The sequence below is a fragment of the Pseudoalteromonas luteoviolacea genome (assembly GCF_021654285.1).
GTDB lineage: Bacteria > Pseudomonadota > Gammaproteobacteria > Enterobacterales > Alteromonadaceae > Pseudoalteromonas > Pseudoalteromonas luteoviolacea_J.
In genome coordinates this window covers 254,367-275,117 of the sequence record NZ_JAKFZS010000003.1, presented here as the reverse complement: position 1 = coordinate 275,117, position 20,751 = coordinate 254,367, and the positions used below count along the sequence as shown (strand labels likewise).

The following is a 20,751-nucleotide window of genomic DNA, read 5'->3' as shown; positions in this document are numbered from 1 at the left end:
CTAAGCATAGATCAATATTTTAAATAAGACCTAAATACCGGACGCTGTGAGGTGCTTTTTTGTTGCTGGTTTAATAGCGATTGTAGCGCTTTATCTGTGCTTAACGTATGTGGCATCGCGGTGGCGATACACGCTGATAGTTTGGTGTAGTCGCAGTGCTGAAGCGATTTCGAAAATAAGTAGGCATTTACAAACCCTTCAAAGGACTGATAAGTCATGGTTTGCTGGTGTGCTTTTGATAAGTTGCGAAATAAGTTGCAGATGTCTCCATGACACGTATTGGGGTCGGGCAAGACTTCGGTAACCATCACATGAGCGGGCACAGTGATGTCAGCAAATAGAGAGGCGGATGATACAAACGAAACGCTGGTATAGGTGCCTCTAAAACCACCTCTATGCGCTTGATTGATAAACGCAGCAAGCGGCTCGTAGGTGCCAATCATGGCAATGGCTGTTGCTTGTGTGGTTAATATCTGTGTCAGCGCTTTTGCGACATCATTGGTATTGCGACGAAAACGCGCGATGACAACGGGTTCAATGCCTTTGTCTTTAAGCGCTTGGCGGTGACTTTTTTCTAATGTGAGGCCAAATTCATCTGCCTGAATAAACAACGCAATTTTTGTGTGCCCAAGTTCATCGACAAGATAGCGAACTTGCTCTTGGGCTTCATCTAAATAGCTTGCTCGGAGTTTAAAAATAGGGAACCCCGGGTTTTGATATAAAAACTCGGCGCCAGTGTAGGGCATTAATAATGGCAGCTGGTGGCGTTTTAAAATCTCTTTGATTGCATGTGTGGTGGGCGTCCCCATGTTGCCGATCAGGGCATCGATGTGCTGATGCCTGATAAGGTACTGCGTATTATCAACCGCGCGGCTCGGCTCATAGCCATCGTCGAGTGCAATGAGTTGAATATGGGGTTGTTCAATATCGGATTGCTGATTGGCGTAATTAAAGTAGAGCTCATGGCCTTGCTTAAGTTGTTGGCCAATATGACTGGCAGGTCCGCTCAATGCGACGCTCATGCCTAATTTAATGTGTGTTTTGGGCTGTGCCGCAATCTGCGCGGATATAATGAATAACGTGCTAATAAGGGCCGTTTTTACGAGTAATTTCAGCATAAACTTCCGATAACAGTGACTGATAGGCCAGCTGTAATTGTTTTTTAGACTCTAATTTAAGTGCTTTGGCTAATTCTTTTGGCTGATGTCGCTGTAATAATAGTTGAATTACCTGCTGTTGAGCAATCCTTGAAAGCGAATTTATAATGCTGGGCTGCGCTTTTATAACTTGCTGTATTACGGGTGCAATTTGTTGCTCTGTGGCCGTTTTACTGGCCAAGTAAGCCACTTGCTTATATAGCTGTTCAGGCAGCCCTCTGTCGCGAAGTGTGCTTAGTAAGCTGCGAACAAGCGTCCATGGTAACCTATCGTATAGACTGCTCAGTGCAAAGAAAAGCTGTTCCGTAAAAGCATCTTGCTCTGCGCTGAGCGCAATTTTGCTACTATCATGTACAACCAGCACTGCAAACTCGCCGCTGGCTTTATCTTGTTTAAAACCTAACTTCATAGGTTTAAAGCCCAGCTGTTGCCAGAAATGGAGAAGCTGAGACTGCGCGCCAAAGCTGCTGCCAAAATAACTCACTTGGCTGTTTAACTGTGCCATGACAAAGCGAATTAATTCGCTACCAATGCTCAGCTTTTGGTGTGATGGTGCCACCGCAATACGTACAATGCGTGCGCCTTGTTCGGTGCAATACTGGGTGTTACCTAATAGCTGAGTAAGCTGTTGCGCCATTAAATGCCCGGCTGGTCGGCGCTCACCCAGTGCAATTTTACTGGCAAGCTCCGATGTTAAGTTACCCTCTAAGCCGACTAAACACACTGCGACGGGCTGCTGATGTTGGCTGACGACAAACAGTCGGTTGCTGGGGCTATCCAATAGCTGTCTCAAGTCATTGACTGACGTTTGATAATGCGCCAAAACCAGCAATGCAAAGATTTGCTGCAGCAAGGCTTCATTGTGGATAAGGGTATCGCGACTGACTTCGCTGTATTCAAGTATGCTCTGCGCAGGCTCTATCGCTGAATATTGACTGTCGAGTGCCAGTAGTTGGCGCATATGCTGCTCTAATGGATCACCTGCGCCATAGCGAATAGGTTCTCGGAGATGCAAGTCTAAAAAGTGTGGATGCTCGGCTTTGAGATGCGCTTTAAAACGCAGTGTATAGCCGCGGCCATTGCCTTCGTAACCCACTAAGGTACTGGCAAATATAATATTGGGATATAAAGCGAGTAATTGTTTTAAAATTGGTACCGGTATCGCAGCAGCCTCATCGATGAGCAAGATGTCACACTGTGGTTTGGTTGCAATCACAATATCCGGTGGCATGTAGGATAATTTTTGGCAGTGGTTTTGATTCACCGCAGGCACAGTTAGGTTAAGTGCCTGCGCATAGTGTTTAAAGCCATTTTGTACTGCTCGGCGCTGCTGTGCGCATAAGATAACCTGTTTGTCAGCGAATGCTGCTGCAATTAATCCGAGCGTTGCTGACTTGCCGCGTCCTCTGTCCGCACTGAGTAATATTGGCGTATTGGATGCGCGTTGAAAATGTGCTGTGATCAGTGCGACTAGGTGTGTTTGAGATTGTAGGTCTAATGTAGATTTATCTGCGCAGTACTGAGTGGGAAGATTCGTCTCGCCTGATTCATTAATTATCCAGCAGTTTTGTTGTTGGATTTGGTGTGCAAAGCGTTTTAAAAAAGGGCTTTGTGTAGCCTGTTCGCCTTCAGAGAGCCAGCGTGTCAACGCAGGGTCACACCAAGATACCAGATTTGATAATTCTGGCAGCAACAGTACTAACAGCCCACCGGTTCTGACTGTGCCAGTGCATGCTGCGAGCTTATTGGGGACTATGCCGCTGTAGCCATCGTACAGGACAAAATCGAACTCCTGACCTAAGATTTGGTGCAGGTGCTGTGGCCAAACCGCATTGTCTAAAGTGCTATCATCACTGAGAATAAGCTGCTCAGTAGATTGGGCAAGACGTTGAAAGTACGCCTGCCCCCAGCTTCTGCTGCCACAAAGTAGCAGCAGTTGGCGGTGTCTTGCGTTTTGCAACGCAAGGAGTAATGAGTCGAGATTAAATGGCTTGCAGTCTTGCATACGCTGTGACTAGCCACTTAGTACCGACGTCGTCAAAATTGACCTGGATACGAGATTGCGCACCAACACCTTCATAATTGAGTACGGTACCGGCACCAAATTTTGCGTGCAGCACACGTTGCCCAAGATTGAAGTCGCTGTCTTCAAATGCAGCATGGCTGACCGATGCGCTGAAGCGATTAGTAGTAGCTGGTCTAGATACTTGAGTTTTAATGCGGATCTCTTCAGTACAGTCTTCAGGTAGTTCACGCAAAAATCGAGATGGGCTATGGTATTTCTCTTGGCCATACAAACGACGACTTTCGGCATGACTGATATACAGCTTTTGCATTGCGCGAGTCATACCGACATAACACAGTCGGCGTTCTTCTTCTAAGCGCCCAGACTCTTCATGGCTTTGCTGTGACGGGAACATGCCTTCTTCTACACCCACCATAAAGACCAGTGGAAACTCTAGACCTTTGGCCGAGTGCAGCGTCATCATTTGCACGGCATCTTCGTGTTCATCAGCTTGACCTTCACCAGACTCGAGTGAGGTATAGGCTAAGAAGCCTTGCAGTGGCGAGCTAAACTCTTCTTCTACTGGCAGCTCAAATTGGCCACACGCATTGATCAATTCTTCTAAGTTCTCTACTCGGGCACGGCCTTTTTCACCTTTTTCAGCTTGATACATGGCTAATAAGCCCGAGTGTTCGATGGTGGTTTTGGCTTGTTCAGCAAGTGCGAGTTCAACCAGCTTTTCATCTAGCTGTTCGATTAATTCAATAAATCGTGTTACCGCTGTGGCTGCGCGTCCTGCCAAATGCTGCTGCTCGATGACTGCTTTGGCCGCATACCATAGTGGTAGAGACTCATTGCGTGCACAGTCACGAATATGGCTCAGCGTTTTGTCGCCAATACCGCGAGTCGGTGTATTGATCACACGTTCAAACGCGGCATCATCGTTACGATTGCTGATCAGGCGCAGGTAAGAGAGCGCATCTTTAATCTCTTGACGCTCGAAGAAGCGCATACCGCCGTAAATGCGATACTTTAGGCCTTCTTGTAAAAGGGCTTCTTCCAGTACACGAGATTGCGCATTGTTTCTGTACAAGATGGCGCAGTCTGTCAGTGCATTGCCATCTTGTAGCCAAGATTTAATTTTGCCAACAGTAAAGCGCGCTTCATCCAACTCATTAAAAGCGGCATAAATGGAGATGGGTTCCCCTTGTGTGCCATCTGTCCACAGGCTTTTCCCCATTCGCTCTGAGTTATTTTGAATGAGCGCATTGGAGGCTTTCAATATGGTGCCTGTCGAGCGATAGTTTTGCTCAAGGCGAATGGTATCGGCATCAAAGTCTTTTAAGAAGCGTTTGATGTTTTCAATTTTCGCACCACGCCAGCCGTAGATACTTTGGTCATCATCACCGACGATCATGATGTTGTTGTCGCCGCCGGCGAGTAGGCGCAGCCATTGGTATTGAATGCTGTTGGTATCTTGGAATTCGTCTACCAACATATGCTTGAAGCGTTGTTGATAGTGGCGCAGCAGTGTCGGTTGCTGCTGCAGCAATTCGTAGCAACGCAGCAGGATTTCCGCAAAATCGACCAAACCAGCTCTATCACAGGCATCTTGATAGGCCGTGTAAACGTTCAGCATAAGTTGCTCACTGGCGTCATAGGCTTGAATGTCTTTAGGACGCAATCCTTCATCTTTTCGGGCACTGATATACCAGCTAAGTTGCTTGGCAGGCCATTTTTTTTCGTCAATATTCATTGCTTTGAGAAGACGTCTGATCATGCGCTGCTGATCGTCTGAATCTAGGATTTGGAATGACTCAGGTAAGTTTGCTTCTCTGTGATGGGCGCGCAGAATACGATGTGATAGGCCGTGGAAGGTGCCAATCCACATTCCGCCAACTGGACTTTGCAGTGTTTCTTCAACACGGGTACGCATTTCTTTGGCGGCTTTATTGGTAAAAGTTACCGCAAAAATGCTGTATGGAGAAGCGTGCTCTACCTGCATTAACCAAGCGATACGGTGCACCAGCACTCGTGTTTTACCAGAGCCCGCGCCAGCCAGAATCAGCATATTGCTGAGCGGTGCAGCAACCGCTTCACGCTGCTTGTCATTCAAGCCGTCAAGTAATTCAGATACGTCCATCTTTGCGCCTATTTCGAAAAGTGAGGGCAAAGTATACCTAGCGTCGCATTTAAAGCCCAGTTTTCAGCGAATATTTCAATGGCTTTAAATATAACCATTTGAAAATTAGCTATATTTAATTTTTACTCCACTGTCTTTTTATACAGTTTTTAGCCTAGAATTTGCTTTAAACGTTTTTGCATTTCTTGGACTAATAAATCGGGCTGAAACTTAGATAAAAATGCATTACACCCGACCTTCTCCACCATAGCTTGGTTGAAACTGCCGCTCAACGACGTATTGAGTATGACATAAAGATCTTTGAGTCTTTCGTCATTGCGTATTTCATAGGTCAGTCGATAGCCGTCCATGACCGGCATTTCAGCATCGGTGATCACTGCCATCAGTTCTTTGTTCACGTCAATGCCTTCATCTGCCCAGTGCTTAAGTAGGTTAAGCGCTTCTTGGCCATCTGTTGCTGGGATGATCTCTATGCCTATTTGCGCCAAAGTATCAGAGACCTGACGGCGAGCAGTGGCCGAATCATCTGCGTGAAGAATTTTGCGCCCTTTAAATTGGTTCAAGATGCTCTGGTCGAGTACGCCCTCTGGGATCTCGATGTCGTAGTCAATGATTTCAGCAAGCACCTTTTCCACATCGATAATTTCCACAATGTGTTCGACCCCTTCACGTTGGACCTTGGTTAATGCCGTCAAATAATGATTTCGGCCGACCGTTTTCGGAGTTGGCATAATGTCTGACCAAGTGGTATTGACGATGTGATCCACTTTGCCGACCAAAAACGCTTGCACGGTACGATTATACTCGGTGATAACGAGGTTGCTGTCATCGTCATATTCAGTAGGGGGCATGCAAATCGCTTGTCGCAAGTCGATAACGGGAATGGACTCTCCGCGTATATTGGTGACACCTGCAACCTTAGGATGGGCGTTAGGCATTTTGTTTAAATGAGGTAGTTTAACGACTTCTTTGACTTTAAATACATTCAGTGCAAACAGATGTCGGCTGTGTAAATGAAATAGCAATAATTCAAGCCGGTTTTCACCTACCAACTGTGTGCGTTGATCAACTGAAGCTAACACACCCGCCATACTTTCACCTCATCATCTTGCTGCTTTTCAAAGTATACACATATAACAGTAAAAATTACGAGTTCTTTACCTCAGTCGACGTACAAATACAGTATTTGCTGAAAAATATAGGATAAATCAACTTTTTCCCTGTAAAGCATTGACTTGTTTATTTACTAATAGATGATGTCACACAGGGATAAAAAAATAGGATCAGGATAACCAATGCCGATTGTTATGAAGCGCATGCTGCTACAAATCCAAAGCCACATCAACCGAGCAAGCTGGCAAGTCTTAGTGCTGGCAACAGTCAGCCATATGTTATTGACATGGGGACTGTTATGGCTGGCACAAGAGCAAGCATTATTACCTTTTAGTACATTCGTTTATTACTATGTCGTGACTACCTCTACGGTGGGCTATGGGGACTTGAGCGCTGTGTCTGAGCTTGGGAGATGGGTGGTTACCTTGGTGCAGATCCCATTTGGTTTAGCACTGTTTGGTGTGTTGTTAGGGAAAGTTGGACAAGAAATTACAATATGGGTGAAAAAAGCAATGAAAGGCGATAAAGATTTCTCACATTTACATGATCACATCATTATCTTTGGATGGCATTCAACCAGAACTGAAAAAATGATTGAGTTTATCTTGGCAGATAATAAGCGTATTGAGCGACGGATCATTCTTGCCGTGCAAGAGGAAATGGAGCACCCATTACTGCGTTACCCTCAAGTAGATTTTGTGCGCTTAGCAAGCTTCACAGATGATACAGAATTATCTCGTACCGCCATTCAGGAAGCCGATAAAATCATTGTGGATGGAAAAGATGATGACCATACATTCACCACTGCGTTAAAGCTCAGCCCAATGGTAAAAGATACAGCACATATCAGTGCCCATTTTATTGATGAAACTAAAGCGCAACTGCTGCGTGTGCACTGTGCCAATGTCGAGTGTTCGACCTCTATGTCTGCTGAAATCTTGGTGCGTTCTATGCAAGATCCCGGTTCTAGTCGTATACAGGAAGAGCTGTTATCGACCTTGCGAGGTGACACGCAATTTAGTTTACAAATTCCGAGCTCGCTGGCGGCGTGTGAATTTGGTCAACTGTTTATGTTTTTTAAAGAGCATCACAATGCAACTTTGTTGGGGGTTGCCCATGACCGAAGTGGTCAGGATATGGATTTAAATCCACCGCTAAATTATGCCCTCAAAGGAGGTGACTTTATTCACTATATTGCGCCGCAGCGAGTGTTAGAAAAAGAGGTCGCTTGGGAGCAGTTATGACTGAGTTGATGTTAATGGTTGGGATGGTTTGTCTTTACTTAGCGCCTATTGCTATGGTGGCTGGTAGCAAACGCTCTAAAGGCCATGAGAAAAACGGCTGGTTGATAGGCACCTTGTTTTTCTCATGGGTTGCATTACTACTGTATGTGACAATGCTCCCAAAAACTGGGCGAGTGAAAACTCGCCGCAAAAAACACAGTTAACTTATCTTTTAGACATCGCGATGATGTGCTGCCACTCAGTGTCTGTGACTGGCATGATGGAAAGCCTACCAGCTTTTTTGAGGGCCAGTTCGGTGATGTCATCCTCTGCTTTAATGGCTTTTAGGGTCACTTGTGAGGGTAACTGTTTGATATATTGCACGGTAACACCTATCCATCTTGGGTTCTCAGGGGTAGATTTAGGGTCATAATAATCACTACTGGCATCAAATTGATACGGATCTGTTTGTGCCCCCTCGGTTACTTTAGCGATACCGACAACCGCAGGCACTTTACAACTTGAATGATAAATAAAGACTTCATCGCCCACCTGCATTTGGTCACGCATAAAGTTACGCGCTTGGTAGTTGCGGATCCCTTCCCAAAATGTGCTTTGCTCAGGTGCGTTTTTTAAATCATCGAGAGAGTATGCGTCAGGTTCTGTTTTAAATAACCAATAAGCCATTATAAGTACTCAATTAAAAGTGGATTAGTGTATTATTATCACTAATCGTAGTAACTACAATGGTGAGGTGACTTATGAGTCAGGTTTTACAGGATTTACTTGATTTATTGAGTTTGGAAGAAATTGAACAAGGGATCTATCGCGGTCAAAGCCAAGATTTAGGGTTTCCACAGGTTTTTGGTGGGCAAGTGATGGGACAAGCGCTGTCTGCAGCGAAATACACGCTACCTGAGGGCCGTTATGTTAACTCTCTGCATTCTTATTTCTTGCGCCCAGGCGATGCCAGCAAACCCATTGTATATGATGTAGAAAATATTAGGGATGGGCGCAGCTTCAGCACAAGACGTGTGAGTGCCATCCAATACGGGAAACCGATTTTTTATATGACAGCGTCGTTTCAAGGGGACGAACCGGGTTTATCTCATCAGTCTGAAATGCCATCGGTACCAGAGCCAGAAACACTGAAGTCTGCGCTGCAATTTTACCAAGATAATGCTGAGTTGATCCCAGAGGCGCTGAGGCCTAAGTTTACCCAAGAGATGCCGTTGGATATGCGCCCAGTTAATTTTCAAAATCCGTTTCAGCCGCAAAAGGCGGCAGCTAAACGCCACGTGTGGTTTAAGGCTAATGGCACCATGCCAGATGAAAGACGTATTCATAATTATTTACTGGCATACGCATCTGACTTTGAGTTTTTACCAACTGCTTTGCAACCTCATGGCTTATCATTTATGCAGCCAAACATGCAAGTTGCGACAATTGATCATGCGATGTGGTTTCACCGTCCATTTAGATTAGACGATTGGATGCTTTACAGTGTCGATAGTCCAAGCGCGAGCAATGGTCGTGGTCTGGTACGTGGTCAGTTTTTTAATCGCCAGGGCGAACTCGTGGCATCCACGATACAAGAAGGGGTGATGCGCCAACGTTAAATCGGCGCATCGGTTACGAATTTAAACGGTATCGTTAATAGACTGCCAGATCCGCGCCGGCAATAACTCAGTGAGAAATGCTTGCAGTTCTTCAAGCTGAGACTCCGCATTGATGGTCTGCTGCTCAGAAATACTGATAAAGCCTTGCTCTCGCAATGCATTGATGAAGTTGCTCAGTACTTTTTTGTCAAAAAACTCAGGGCTCTTGATCCCATGCAGAGTGCCTAAGCGGTTAGCTAAGATGTCACTTTCCATCTCTAAATCAGGACGTTTGATGCCTTGATTATTAATCACTAGACTGCTGGTGATGGCATAGCGCTCAAGGGTTAAGTGACACACCTTACCTAACATTTCTAGCTTAGCGAGCGCGCGATTGTCTTTACTTGCAACCGCCTGAACACCGTCAAAAGTAATTAAATCATGTTGTGCAAAGCTTGTTAGGATATCCTTGACATAGCTACTTGGCATAGGGGTCAAAAACCACTCTTTTGCAAACAGCGGATAAAGCCTTGCAAGTTTTTGCTCACACTCTTGCGTGGTCATACTAAAGCGATTGAATAGCATTTGTGCCAGTACACTAGGTACCGCAAATAGGTGCAAAATATTATTACGATAATAATTGAACAGTGTACGCTCTTTCTCTTTGATGGTGATGATGTCACCCAACCCATCTTGCAGTACTTCAAATTTATCGAGCTTAAGTGCATGGGCCAGTAGCGCCTCAGCATCTTCATCTGGTTGAGTAACATGTGCGTTGTATTTGGCATGCTTTTGCAGTGCTAAATAAAAGCGCAGTTGCTCCAACAGCTTTTGCTTGCTCAAGGCAAATTGCTCATTACTGAGTAAGATGGTCGCAAGTACATTAATCACGTTCAAAGCAGCACTGGCATTGATGTTCGTCATGATTTGGTCGGCGACATTAGCGACTTGGTTGTTAAGCCATTGTGGTTTTGGCGCGTCCTCAGCATTGATTGCTTGGCGCCAATCAGGTTGGTGTTCATTTAAATACTGGTTTAGGTTGATAGGTTGACCAAAATTTAAATAACCGCGCCCGTAGTTACGCAGATTCTTAATGGCTTTGAATACGCCTAACACAGATTCATTTTTCTTATTATTACCAGCGAGCTCTTTGAGGTAGGTATTGATCTCCATAACGTGCTCATAACCGATATAAACAGGCACAATCGAAATAGGCCTATCTATGCCTTTAAGCATAGATTGCATGGTCATGGCTAACATACCGGTTTTGGGAGGTAGCAATCGACCTGTGCGGCTGCGGCCGCCTTCAGTGTAGAACTTTACTGAGTAGCCTTTAATAAATAACTGACTTAAATACTCTTTGAAAACCGCAGAATAGAGCTTATTACCGGCAAACGAGCGGCGAATAAAAAACGCGCCTGAACGACGGAAAATACCGCCTGCTGGGAAAAAGTTCAGATTGACACCTGCGGCAATATGCGGCGGTACCAAGCCTTGATGATAAATGACATAAGTCAGCAATAAGTAATCCATATGAGAGCGATGACATGGCACGTATATGATTTCGTGTCCTTTATCTGCCAGCGCTCTGACCTCATCGGCATTTTTGACTTCAATCCCATTGTATAACTTGTTCCAAAGCCAAGTCAGTACACGGTCGGCCACGCGCACCATGGCATCAGAGTAGTTTGCTGCGATCTCGTCAAGTAACTCTTGCGCGTTGAGTCTTGCTTCATGATGACTCAAGCCTTTTGTTTTGGCTTCTTCAGCAATGGCCTTTTTGATATTGGGCGCGGCGAGAATCGAGTTGAATAGAGCTTCTCGGGACGGGAGCTTAGGTCCTGTTGCGGCAAGTTGCTGGCGGCGGAAGTGGACACGGGCTACACGAAGTAGCTTTTGTGGTAGCTCTTCTACATCCGCTTTGTCATTCATTAATTGTTCAACGGCAATGGGTGCTGAAAAGCGGACAAGGCTATCACGCCCTGAAAACAAAACGACCAAGCCTTTACGAAGCCAGCTTGGCGTCAGTGAATGGCTCAATAGCGTTCCGAGTCCTGGCTTTTCTTTGCCCGGATCTCGACCCCAAAATACAGAGACAGGCAAGATTTGCGCTTTGATTCCGGGGTTGGTTTTAAGTGCGTGAAATATGTCTTTGCTTAGTTGTAATGCATTACTAGGCTTGGCTGATTTAGAAAACAACGGCGTTGGGTTTTGCATCGCAATAAAGCGCGGCACCTCGGTGTTGCCTATCTTTTGCGATTGCATCGGGCTTGGCAGACCAAGCTGTTGGCACATGCGATCAATGGCTGCGAGATCGGAATGGGAGTTCAATCTCGTCACATAAAAAGTTGGCAGGTTTGGATCAAGGCCAAATTGCTCGATTGGGTTGTCTGGCAACAGTTTACTTTTAACTAAAAGCCAATTAGTCCAGCGTGCAAGCACGTTGAGACTTTGGGATATAAAGCGCATATACAGTACCAAATAATAATTTTTGCAATAGAATATCAAGGATTCACTGGACTGACCATGGTCCAGTATTGCCTTGCGTTGTGTCGCCTGTAGCCGAGCTACGATGTTTGAGACTCCATCAATATGAAACCAAGGTCCGCTAAACGTTGTTAAGTATAGCCAAGGCTAGTTTAAACATAGTTATTTATTAGGACGTTAGCCTTTCAATGAACTTTAATTAGGCACTTGATTAAGGGGTTGTCGTCGCACTGAGTTTGGCGAAAAAACAGGATAGCGCGATGCGACAAATTTATTGCATTTAATTGTTGCATTTATCACCAGTGTCATTATAATGTGCAAACTTTCTCGGCTTCTGGTCGCTGAAAGTACAAATGAAAGTCTGGATTTCAGACTATTAAACAGGAACTCCGATTTGGAGTTCGATGGTAGAAATAAAAGAACAACCGACTTCTTAGGTATTTTAAGATAGTTTCGGCGGTTTTTTTATGCTCTTTTTAAATGCTCTTTTAATTGAGGTTTAAGAATGTCAAATCAACGCATTCGTATTCGCCTAAAAGCTTTTGACCACCGTTTGATTGACCAATCAACGGCGGAAATCGTGGAAACTGCGAAGCGCACTGGTGCTCAGGTACGTGGTCCAATCCCACTACCTACACGTTTTGAGCGTTTCACTGTATTGATCTCTCCGCACGTAAACAAAGACGCGCGTGATCAGTATGAAATCCGCACCCATAAACGTCTGATCGACATCGTAGAACCAACTGACAAGACTGTAGACGCTCTAATGCGCCTAGACCTTGCTGCTGGTGTTGATGTTCAAATCAGCCTGGGTTAATCGAAAGATTAGAGAGGTTTTAGGAAAATGGCATTAGGTCTAGTCGGTCGTAAAGTGGGTATGACACGTATCTTCACTGAAGATGGTGTATCTATCCCTGTGACAGTTATCGAAGCGACGCCTAACCGTGTAACTCAGATCAAATCTGACGCTACAGACGGTTATAACGCGCTTCAAGTTACTGCAGGCGAGAAAAAAGCAAGCCGTGTAAACAAACCAGCAGCGGGTCACTTCGCAAAAGCTGGCGTTGAAGCGGGTCGTGGCCTGTGGGAATTCCGTCTTAACGGCGGAGAAGGTGAGTTTGAAGTAGGTTCAGAACTAACTGTTGAACTTTTCACTGAAGTGAAAAAAGTAGACGTTACTGGTACTTCAAAAGGTAAAGGTTTCCAAGGTGGTGTTAAGCGCTGGAACTTCAGCATGCAAGACGCTACACACGGTAACTCTCTATCTCACCGTGCTCCTGGTTCAATCGGTCAAAACCAGTCTCCTGGTAAAGTTTTCAAAGGTAAGAAAATGGCCGGTCAAATGGGTAATGTTCGTTCTACGACACAAAACCTTGAACTAGTTCGTGTTGACGCTGAGCGTAACCTGCTTTTAGTTAAAGGTGCAGTACCTGGCGCTATCGGCGGCGACGTTATCGTTAAACCTGCTGTTAAAGCATAAGTCCTGGAGATTTAGTGATGGAATTAGCAATTAAAGGCGCTGGTGCGCTTGAAGTTTCCGAAGCTACTTTTGGACGTGAGTTTAACGAAGCATTAGTACACCAAGTAGTTGTTGCTTACGCAGCAGGTGCTCGTCAAGGTACTAAAGCTCAGAAGACGCGTTCTGAAGTACGTGGTGGTGGTAAGAAACCATTCCGCCAAAAAGGTACTGGCCGTGCACGTGCTGGTACAATCCGCAGCCCAATCTGGCGCAGCGGTGGTGTGAGCTTTGCAGCTAAGCCGCAAGATCACAGCCAAAAAGTTAACCGTAAGATGTATCGCGGTGCGATCAAGAGCATCTTATCTGAACTAGTTCGTCAAGAACGTCTTATTGTTGTTGAAAACTTCGGTTTAGAAGCACCTAAGACTAAAGAGCTAGTAGCTAAGCTTAAAGAGCTTGAGCTGAAAGACGTATTAATCGTGACTGAAGAAGTAGATGAGAATCTATTCCTTTCATCTCGTAACCTGTACAAGGTTGATACTCGTGACGTAGCTGGCATCGACCCAGTAAGCCTAATCGCTTTTGATAAGGTTCTAATTACTGCAGGTGCTGTGAAGCAACTTGAGGAGTCATTAGCATGATCAGTGAAGAACGTCTTTTAAAAGTAATTCTTGCTCCACACATCTCTGAGAAAAGCACTATCTCTGCTGAAGCGAACAACACTATTGTGTTCAAAGTAGCAAAAGATGCAAACAAAGCTGAAGTTAAAGCAGCTGTTGAAAAGCTTTTTGAAGTAGAAGTAACTGGTGTTCGCACTCTAAATGTTAAGGGTAAAACAAAGCGTACAGGCATGCGTTTCGGCCGTCGTTCAGACTGGAAGAAAGCCTACGTTACTCTTAAAGAAGGCAGCGAGCTAGACTTTGTCGGCGGCGCCGAGTAATAAGGGGAGTTAGAATTATGGCACTTCAAAAGTGTAAACCAACTTCTGCGGGTCGTCGTCACGTCGTTAAAGTGGTTAACCCTGATCTACATAAGGGTAAGCCATACGCTCCGCTACTAGAGAAGAACTCTAAATCAGGTGGTCGTAACAACAACGGTCGTATCACGGTTCGTCACATCGGTGGTGGTCACAAGCATCACTATCGTGTAATCGACTTTAAACGCACTAAAGACGGCATTCCAGCTGTTGTTGAGCGTCTAGAGTATGATCCAAACCGTAGCGCAAACATCGCTCTTGTATTATATGCAGACGGTGAGCGTCGTTACATCATCGCACCTAAAGGTGTTAAAGCAGGTGATGCTATCCAGTCTGGTGTTGATGCACCAATCAAAGCTGGTAACACATTACCAATGCGTAACATCCCAGTAGGTACTACAGTACACAATGTTGAGCTTAAGCCTGGTAAAGGCGCTCAGATTGCACGTTCTGCTGGTGCATATGTACAGATCCTAGCGCGTGAAGGCCAGTACGTGACTCTACGTCTACGTTCAGGTGAAATGCGTAAAGTTGAAGCGGATTGTCGCGCAACTATCGGTGAAGTAGGTAACGCTGAACACATGCTACGTTCACTAGGTAAAGCTGGTGCTAATCGTTGGCGTGGTATCCGTCCTACAGTTCGTGGTGTTGCCATGAACCCGATTGACCACCCACACGGTGGTGGTGAAGGTCGTACATCTGGTGGTCGTCACCCTGTGTCTCCATGGGGTAAGCCTACTAAGGGTGCTAAGACACGTAAGAACAAGCGTACTGATAAATTTATCGTACGTCGTCGTACTAAGTAATAGTTGAGGAATTGCCATGCCACGTTCTCTCAAGAAGGGTCCATTCATTGACCTACACTTGCTGAAGAAGGTAGAGAAGGCGTTGGAAAGCGGTGACAAGAAGCCTATAAAGACTTGGAGCCGTCGTTCAATGATCATCCCTAACATGATCGGATTGACCATCGCTGTCCATAATGGTCGTCAGCACGTACCTGTATTCGTTACAGACGAAATGATCGGTCACAAACTAGGTGAATTTGCACCTACACGTACTTACCGCGGTCACGCTGCGGATAAGAAAGCTAAGAAGCGTTAATCGGAGGGTATGATGGAAGCATTAGCTAAACACAAATTCGCCTCTGGTTCGGCGCAAAAAGCACGTCTAGTTGCTGATCAGATCCGCGGACTTCCGGTTGATCGCGCGCTAGAAATCCTAGCGTATAGCCCAAAGAAAGCGGCTGTATTGGTTAAAAAAGTACTTGAGTCTGCTATCGCTAACGCGGAGCACAACGAAGGTGCTGACATTGATGAGCTTAAAGTGGCTAAAGTTTTTGTAGACGAAGGTCCTACAATGAAACGTATTATGCCACGTGCTAAAGGACGCGCAGACCGCATCCTTAAGCGTTCAAGCCACATCACTGTTGTGGTTTCAGATAGCTAGGAGATATAAGTAATGGGACAAAAAGTTCATCCTACTGGTATTCGCCTAGGTATCTCAAAGCCTTGGGTATCTACTTGGTACGCGAATACAAAAGATTTCTCTGAGCAGCTTTTTGGCGATCACAAAGTGCGTCAATACCTTACTAAGGAATTGAAAAACGCTTCTGTGTCTAAAATCGTTATTGAGCGTCCAGCTAAATCTATCCGTGTAACAATTCACACAGCTCGTCCTGGTGTTGTTATCGGTAAAAAAGGTGAAGACGTTGAAAAGCTTCGCCAAGCTGTAACTAAGCTTGCTGGTGTACCTGCACAAATCAACATTGCAGAAGTACGTAAGCCTGAGCTAGATGCACAATTGGTTGCTGACGGTATCTCTTCACAGCTAGAGCGTCGTGTTATGTTCCGTCGTGCTATGAAGCGCGCAGTTCAAAATGCAATGCGTCTAGGTGCTAAAGGTATCAAGGTTGAAGTTAGTGGTCGTTTAGGCGGCGCTGAAATCGCACGTTCAGAGTGGTACCGTGAAGGTCGTGTACCTCTACACACTCTACGTGCTGATATCGATTACGCTACTTCAGAAGCTTTGACTACTTACGGCATCATCGGTGTTAAAGTTTGGATCTTCAAAGGCGAAGTTATCGGTGGTCTTCCACTGAAACAAGAGCAAGAGAAGCCAGCTAAACGTGCACCGAAGAAAGCTAAGAAAAGTGCTAAGTAAGAGGTAGCGACTAATGTTACAGCCAAAACGTACAAAATTCCGCAAGGTACACAAAGGCCGCAACCGTGGTCTTGCTACTAGCGGTAACAAAGTTAGCTTCGGTTCTTTCGGCTTGAAAGCGACTGGCCGTGGCCGTATGACTGCTCGTCAAATCGAAGCAGCTCGTCGTGCTATGACACGTCACGTAAAGCGTCAAGGTAAAATCTGGATCCGTGTGTTCCCAGATAAGCCGATTACAGAAAAACCGCTTGAAGTTCGTATGGGTAAAGGTAAAGGCTCTGTTGAGTACTGGGTTGCTGAAATCCAGCCAGGCAAAGTACTTTATGAGATGGAAGGTGTTCCTGAAGAGCTTGCTCGTGAAGCATTCGACCTAGCTGCTCGTAAATTACCTTTCAAAACAACATTTGTAACTCGGACGGTAATGTAATGAAAGCTAGCGAATTGAAAGACAAAAGCGTAGAAGAGCTTAAAGCTGAACTTCTAGAGCTTCTTCGTGAGCAGTTCAACCTGCGCATGCAAGCGAGCACTGGTCAGCTAGCTCAAACTCACGAGCTGAGAAAAGTGCGTCGCAGTATTGCGCGTGTTAAAACGGTTATCAACCAGAAGGCAGGTGCATAATGAGCGATCAGATCCGTACTCTTCAAGGTCGTGTAGTTAGCGACAAAATGGATAAGTCAATCGTTGTTGCTATCGAGCGTCAGGTTAAGCACCCGATCTACGGTAAATTCATCAAGCGTACAACTAAGTTGCACGCACATGATGAGAACAACACAGCACTAGCAGGTGACGTCGTGACTATTCGCGAATGTGCGCCAATCTCTAAGAAAAAATCTTGGACGCTAGTTGACGTGATTGAACGTCCTAAGAAAGCTTAATTTTTAATTAAGTTTACTTATAAAAACCCCGGCCTTGGTCGGGGTTTTTTCGTTTTTTAATTGGTAAAATAACAGCCACTTTCCACCTCGATACGCCGGTTATTTACTTGTTGTTCGTCCAACTTCATCAGTGATTCTTAATAAAACTTCAGCGCAAACTTCCATTCATTTTAATTTATTTAAATTTTTTACATGGCCATGCAGCCCAGGTACTCTCTCACTTTTGTCTTTTTTTTTATTAAAAATGTAATCAATATGAAATTATTTTTGAATGAAAAGTGTGCTCGTTCAGGTCTTGATTTTTAGTTAACACAGCGGAAGCAAATAGCAATAGTTGATTAGTATTGCTGTGTCTTCCATTCAAATCATATAGTTAAAGGAACTAGTTATGCTAAAAACAATTGGATTTGCATCCATCATCACTGCCGTTGCACCTGCCGTGCAAGCCGTTACTCTGATTGAGAATGTCGCTATTACTGATCAAAAGGTAACAGTCCCCATAAATGGTTATCACGACCCTGTTGTCATTGCGTCGGTACCGACTTTTAAAGATAACGCGCCTGGGGTGGTTTCTATATCAAATGTAACGCCATCGAGTTTTGATGTGCAGTTTAAGGAATGGCCTTATTTAGACGGCATTCATGGTGAAGAGCATGTGTCATTTTTGGTGGTTGAAAAGGGGCGTCACGTCCTAGAAGATGGCAGCATTTGGGAAGCGGGCGAGTTTACACTGGCCAGTGATACATCGCACCAGTTTTTCACCGAAAGCTTTGCCCATGCGCCATATGTTTTTTTGAGTGCGCAAACACAAAGTGGTCCAGATGCGTTCTCTTTACGTGCATCAAGTAGCTCTCAGCAAACATTTGGTGTCAGTCGTAATGGGCAAGAATTAGGAAGTAGCTTGGCCGATGAGTCTATTGCTTATTTGGCTGTTTATAATCATGTTAATAGTGGAATGACAAATGATGGCGTGGCTTACCACTTAACGCAAGAAGCCATTAATGAAACTGGTTTTCAAACACTTCAAGGCAAGCTCTTTGTTGAAGAAGAGCAGTCAAAAGATGAGGAAACCAGCCACTTATTAGAGATCGCAAGTATTCTCTCAATCAAAAGTAAACTGTTTGCCCAGGATAATACCCACTATGGTAAAGATCCGATTGCATTACGTTTAGAGACATCGAGTACCTTTACGGTGGCACCCGGGGAGACTTCAGGCCAATTTGGGAATATCGCTTTAATCGGCACAAATGGGTTGACCGAAACCTCTTATACCGCAAGTGATAGTTATTCTCTTGATAGTGCGCCTGGTGCTTTTGATGGCTTTAACTCTAGCACTAAAATTAATGACAGCGCTGTTAACCAAATAAAGCGTGGAATTTGGTTAACCACGTTAGATCAAGGTCATTGGCTGCAGGTCGCGTTCAATACACCGGCTTACATCACTTCATTTAGAGTGACCTTGTATCCTGGGGCATCCAATCCTGGGATGGGTGTGAAAGATGTCACTTTACAAGTATCTAATGATAATGTGAATTTCATCGATCATGAATCATTTACATTAGCTAAAAGCCTAGATCAAACCCTTGAGTTGACAGAGCCTGCTGTTGGTCAATATGTGCGACTGAAAATAGATACTACGCAAGGACATGCTTATCGTGCTATCGGCGAATTGGAATATTATGGTGGCTTTGTCACATCGGGAGTCACTGAACCAACGCCTCCGCCGGTCAACCCAGATCCGGCAGTGGGTGTCACATGTGAATCCATTAAGCAACAGAACCCGAATGCCAGTTCTGGCATGTATGAAATTGACCCCGATGGCGCCGGTGGTGTTTCTCCGTTTTATGCACATTGTGAGATGACGCTCAATGGTGGTGGTTGGACACTGGTTGCGCATCATAAGGATGGGCTCGACCGTTTGACTGTGAACTTACCACAAACGCCAGAGCGTCTTGGTGTGCTGGCAAATTCTCAGTGGCATGCAGCTCGTTCAAACATGACAACAGGTATGATGTTTGTAGATGAATATGGCAAGGTTGCTTTACTCAATAAAGACAAGCTAGTACACGCCAATTGTGTTCCGCTTGATGAGTCTGTGAATCTAACCCAACCGCCAGTACCTTATGATATTGGTGTGATCTGGCAACATGAAGGTGCAGGCTGTAGTGCTTCTGGGCTAGATTATTCGTTTGTTAGTTTGAGCATAGAGTCGACCAGCAGAGGCGATGGATATACGCGAATTGGCGCAGCACTGTATCAACATAGCGTTAAATTTGATCAATGGCCCTATAGTAACGGGGCATACAGTGGCGCTGAACAAGACATGCTGTATTACTACATCAAATAAACTTTTTACCTTGATAACCCGGCACAAGCCGGGTATTTATATTTTTAGATGTTATTATAAATTTGGATTGAAGCCAGTAACATATAGATTTGAACTTTCATCGAGTTTCAATCTCAAATAGGTAGAACGATAAAAATTAAAGGATTATGTAATGCACTCTACGCGAGTAGCTGTGTTGGGATCATTGACCATTCATGGTGTTATTGGTGGGTTGTTATTCTTAGTCGCCCCGACAGTGCCTGTCGTAAAAAATGAGAAATCGCTTAAAGTTTATGTTGTTACAATGGATGAGCCTGACCAACCATCTATAGAGGAAGAGGTTATTGACGTTGAGGTGGTAGAAGTCGTAGATAACCCTCCTATTGAAGAGAAAATAAATGAGCCTGAGCAAGCTGAAGAGGTCACTCCCGAGCAAACATCCGTGCAGTCGAAGAGTGAACAAGACCAACCCGCACTCGAGCCAGATCGTGAGCAAAATACTGCTACAGCTAATAAAGTAAAAGTCATTAAGGTTAATCCCTATAAAGGTATTGAACAGCTACAGCAAAAAGAGCAAGAAGCTTTTTTTGGCTCTCGTCAGTTTGATAAACAGGCTGGTGCGCCAGCACTAAGAATGCGCACGCCAAAAGCGCACACACAGTATTTATCCGGTGAAACCGAGGAGATTTATCGCGGTCAAGGTAAACGCGTGGTGAAATGGAAAGGTAAGTGCTACTTTTTTGATGATTCGTCAGAGATGGCTCAAGCAGATATGCCTTCTTCTTCGGGTCTACCTTGTCCGGGCGAACTTTCTAACAATGAAGCGCTGTTAAAGCGAGCACTGGATAAATACCTTAAATGAGAACGTGTTAGCGAACTAAACTTAACTTGAGGTAACGCAGATAAAACCACCCTGATATACCGCCTGCAATAGGAAGCGTGAGCAGTGCTGCCCAGCCACTGACATAAAAGCTCACCAATATCATGGTGATATCATAGTTAAACAGTATGCAAGGTGTATCGCCCCGCTCATTGATGACGCACGTCAGCGAGTTGGATAAAATATGTGCGAGTAGCACGCTGAAAATAGGCGCAATCGCAATGAGTGCAAAGATCACAGATAATGCTAAACAGCGTTTAGGTTTGAGCATACTTTTTCCTTGTATTGCTTTTTTGCCAGTGTGAAACAGTGCAACTGTGAGTGCAAGTGTTTTCGGTTGAACGTGAGG

23 protein-coding genes are annotated in these 20,751 nt (G+C 44.9%); 16 read left to right on the top strand and 7 right to left on the bottom strand.

Annotated elements, in window-relative coordinates:
- Positions 1-11 precede the first annotated feature (11 nt).
- The 4 genes from L1077_RS04060 to L1077_RS04045 all read right to left on the bottom strand — a co-directional run bounded on the left by L1077_RS04060 (position 12) and on the right by L1077_RS04045 (position 6,396).
- The gene (locus tag L1077_RS04060) at positions 12-1,118 is read right to left on the bottom strand and encodes an ABC transporter substrate-binding protein (protein WP_237135683.1); all 1,107 of its coding nucleotides are present in this window, start codon (positions 1,116-1,118) and stop codon (positions 12-14) included.
- Entirely contained in the window at positions 1,084-3,162 is a 2,079-nt protein-coding gene (locus L1077_RS04055; protein WP_237135682.1) for a GNAT family N-acetyltransferase, read from the bottom strand. Before L1077_RS04055 ends, L1077_RS04060 begins: the two co-directional genes overlap by 35 nt.
- On the bottom strand, positions 3,140-5,305 hold the full coding sequence (gene uvrD / locus L1077_RS04050; RefSeq protein WP_237135681.1) for a DNA helicase II: 2,166 nt from the start codon (positions 5,303-5,305) through the stop codon (positions 3,140-3,142). The genes L1077_RS04055 and uvrD overlap by 23 nt, the downstream gene beginning before the upstream one ends.
- Positions 5,306-5,454: 149 nt before the next feature.
- On the bottom strand, positions 5,455-6,396 hold the full coding sequence (locus tag L1077_RS04045) for a chemotaxis protein CheV (RefSeq protein WP_039607532.1): 942 nt from the start codon (positions 6,394-6,396) through the stop codon (positions 5,455-5,457).
- 204 nt (positions 6,397-6,600) lie between these two features.
- On the opposite strand from L1077_RS04045, the gene L1077_RS04040 reads away from it, so the two are divergent.
- Complete coding sequence (locus L1077_RS04040; protein WP_237135680.1) at positions 6,601-7,662, top strand: potassium channel family protein; 1,062 nt, start codon at positions 6,601-6,603, stop codon at positions 7,660-7,662.
- Entirely contained in the window at positions 7,659-7,865 is a 207-nt protein-coding gene (locus L1077_RS04035; protein ID WP_231098128.1) for a hypothetical protein, read from the top strand. The genes L1077_RS04040 and L1077_RS04035 overlap by 4 nt, the downstream gene beginning before the upstream one ends.
- A 1-nt stretch (position 7,866) precedes the next feature.
- Here L1077_RS04035 and L1077_RS04030 read toward each other — a convergent pair whose 3' ends face one another.
- Positions 7,867-8,328 (bottom strand): EVE domain-containing protein, encoded by a 462-nt coding sequence (locus L1077_RS04030; RefSeq protein WP_237135679.1) that lies wholly within the window; start codon positions 8,326-8,328, stop codon positions 7,867-7,869.
- Between the two features lie 74 nt (positions 8,329-8,402).
- Here L1077_RS04030 and tesB point away from each other — a divergent pair, with 74 nt between their 5' ends.
- On the top strand, positions 8,403-9,260 hold the full coding sequence (gene tesB / locus L1077_RS04025) for an acyl-CoA thioesterase II (RefSeq protein ID WP_237135678.1): 858 nt from the start codon (positions 8,403-8,405) through the stop codon (positions 9,258-9,260).
- A 21-nt stretch (positions 9,261-9,281) separates the two neighbouring features.
- Here the strand turns inward: tesB and plsB are convergent, their stop codons facing one another.
- Positions 9,282-11,708: a glycerol-3-phosphate 1-O-acyltransferase PlsB gene (plsB, locus tag L1077_RS04020; RefSeq protein ID WP_237135677.1), complete on the bottom strand. Its 2,427-nt coding sequence runs from the start codon at positions 11,706-11,708 to the stop codon at positions 9,282-9,284.
- Positions 11,709-12,231: 523 nt separating this feature from the next.
- On the opposite strand from plsB, the gene rpsJ reads away from it, so the two are divergent.
- From rpsJ to L1077_RS03955, 13 genes are all read left to right on the top strand, one after another.
- Positions 12,232-12,543 carry a 30S ribosomal protein S10 gene (gene rpsJ, locus L1077_RS04015; RefSeq protein WP_005495349.1) on the top strand — a complete coding sequence of 104 codons (312 nt, stop codon included), beginning with the start codon at positions 12,232-12,234 and terminating at the stop codon, positions 12,541-12,543.
- Positions 12,544-12,570: 27 nt separating this feature from the next.
- Positions 12,571-13,206, top strand: coding sequence for a 50S ribosomal protein L3 (rplC, locus tag L1077_RS04010; protein WP_010376387.1), 636 nt, complete (start codon positions 12,571-12,573; stop codon positions 13,204-13,206).
- 17 nt (positions 13,207-13,223) lie between these two features.
- On the top strand, positions 13,224-13,826 hold the full coding sequence (gene rplD / locus L1077_RS04005) for a 50S ribosomal protein L4 (RefSeq protein WP_039607537.1): 603 nt from the start codon (positions 13,224-13,226) through the stop codon (positions 13,824-13,826).
- Positions 13,823-14,125 carry a 50S ribosomal protein L23 gene (gene rplW / locus L1077_RS04000; protein WP_023398457.1) on the top strand — a complete coding sequence of 101 codons (303 nt, stop codon included), beginning with the start codon at positions 13,823-13,825 and terminating at the stop codon, positions 14,123-14,125. The genes rplD and rplW overlap by 4 nt, the downstream gene beginning before the upstream one ends.
- A 17-nt stretch (positions 14,126-14,142) precedes the next feature.
- Positions 14,143-14,967: a 50S ribosomal protein L2 gene (gene rplB / locus L1077_RS03995; protein ID WP_023398456.1), complete on the top strand. Its 825-nt coding sequence runs from the start codon at positions 14,143-14,145 to the stop codon at positions 14,965-14,967.
- A 16-nt stretch (positions 14,968-14,983) separates the two neighbouring features.
- Entirely contained in the window at positions 14,984-15,262 is a 279-nt protein-coding gene (gene rpsS / locus L1077_RS03990) for a 30S ribosomal protein S19 (protein ID WP_010367084.1), read from the top strand.
- 12 nt (positions 15,263-15,274) lie between these two features.
- A complete protein-coding gene (gene rplV, locus L1077_RS03985) occupies positions 15,275-15,607 on the top strand; it encodes a 50S ribosomal protein L22 (RefSeq protein ID WP_010386167.1) in 333 nt (110 codons plus the stop codon).
- A gap of 12 nt (positions 15,608-15,619) precedes the next feature.
- Positions 15,620-16,321, top strand: coding sequence for a 30S ribosomal protein S3 (gene rpsC, locus L1077_RS03980; protein WP_023398455.1), 702 nt, complete (start codon positions 15,620-15,622; stop codon positions 16,319-16,321).
- 13 nt (positions 16,322-16,334) lie between these two features.
- Positions 16,335-16,748 (top strand): 50S ribosomal protein L16, encoded by a 414-nt coding sequence (gene rplP, locus L1077_RS03975; RefSeq protein ID WP_046358407.1) that lies wholly within the window; start codon positions 16,335-16,337, stop codon positions 16,746-16,748.
- Complete coding sequence (gene rpmC / locus L1077_RS03970) at positions 16,748-16,939, top strand: 50S ribosomal protein L29 (RefSeq protein ID WP_046358406.1); 192 nt, start codon at positions 16,748-16,750, stop codon at positions 16,937-16,939. The genes rplP and rpmC overlap by 1 nt, the downstream gene beginning before the upstream one ends.
- The gene (rpsQ, locus tag L1077_RS03965; protein ID WP_046358405.1) at positions 16,939-17,196 is read left to right on the top strand and encodes a 30S ribosomal protein S17; all 258 of its coding nucleotides are present in this window, start codon (positions 16,939-16,941) and stop codon (positions 17,194-17,196) included. The genes rpmC and rpsQ overlap by 1 nt, the downstream gene beginning before the upstream one ends.
- Positions 17,197-17,584: 388 nt before the next feature.
- On the top strand, positions 17,585-19,543 hold the full coding sequence (locus tag L1077_RS03960) for a fibrinogen-like YCDxxxxGGGW domain-containing protein (RefSeq protein WP_237135676.1): 1,959 nt from the start codon (positions 17,585-17,587) through the stop codon (positions 19,541-19,543).
- Between the two features lie 151 nt (positions 19,544-19,694).
- Positions 19,695-20,384 (top strand): hypothetical protein, encoded by a 690-nt coding sequence (locus tag L1077_RS03955; protein ID WP_237135675.1) that lies wholly within the window; start codon positions 19,695-19,697, stop codon positions 20,382-20,384.
- Positions 20,385-20,391: 7 nt separating this feature from the next.
- Here L1077_RS03955 and L1077_RS03950 read toward each other — a convergent pair whose 3' ends face one another.
- On the bottom strand, positions 20,392-20,673 hold the full coding sequence (locus tag L1077_RS03950) for a hypothetical protein (protein WP_237135674.1): 282 nt from the start codon (positions 20,671-20,673) through the stop codon (positions 20,392-20,394).
- Positions 20,674-20,751 lie beyond the last annotated feature (78 nt).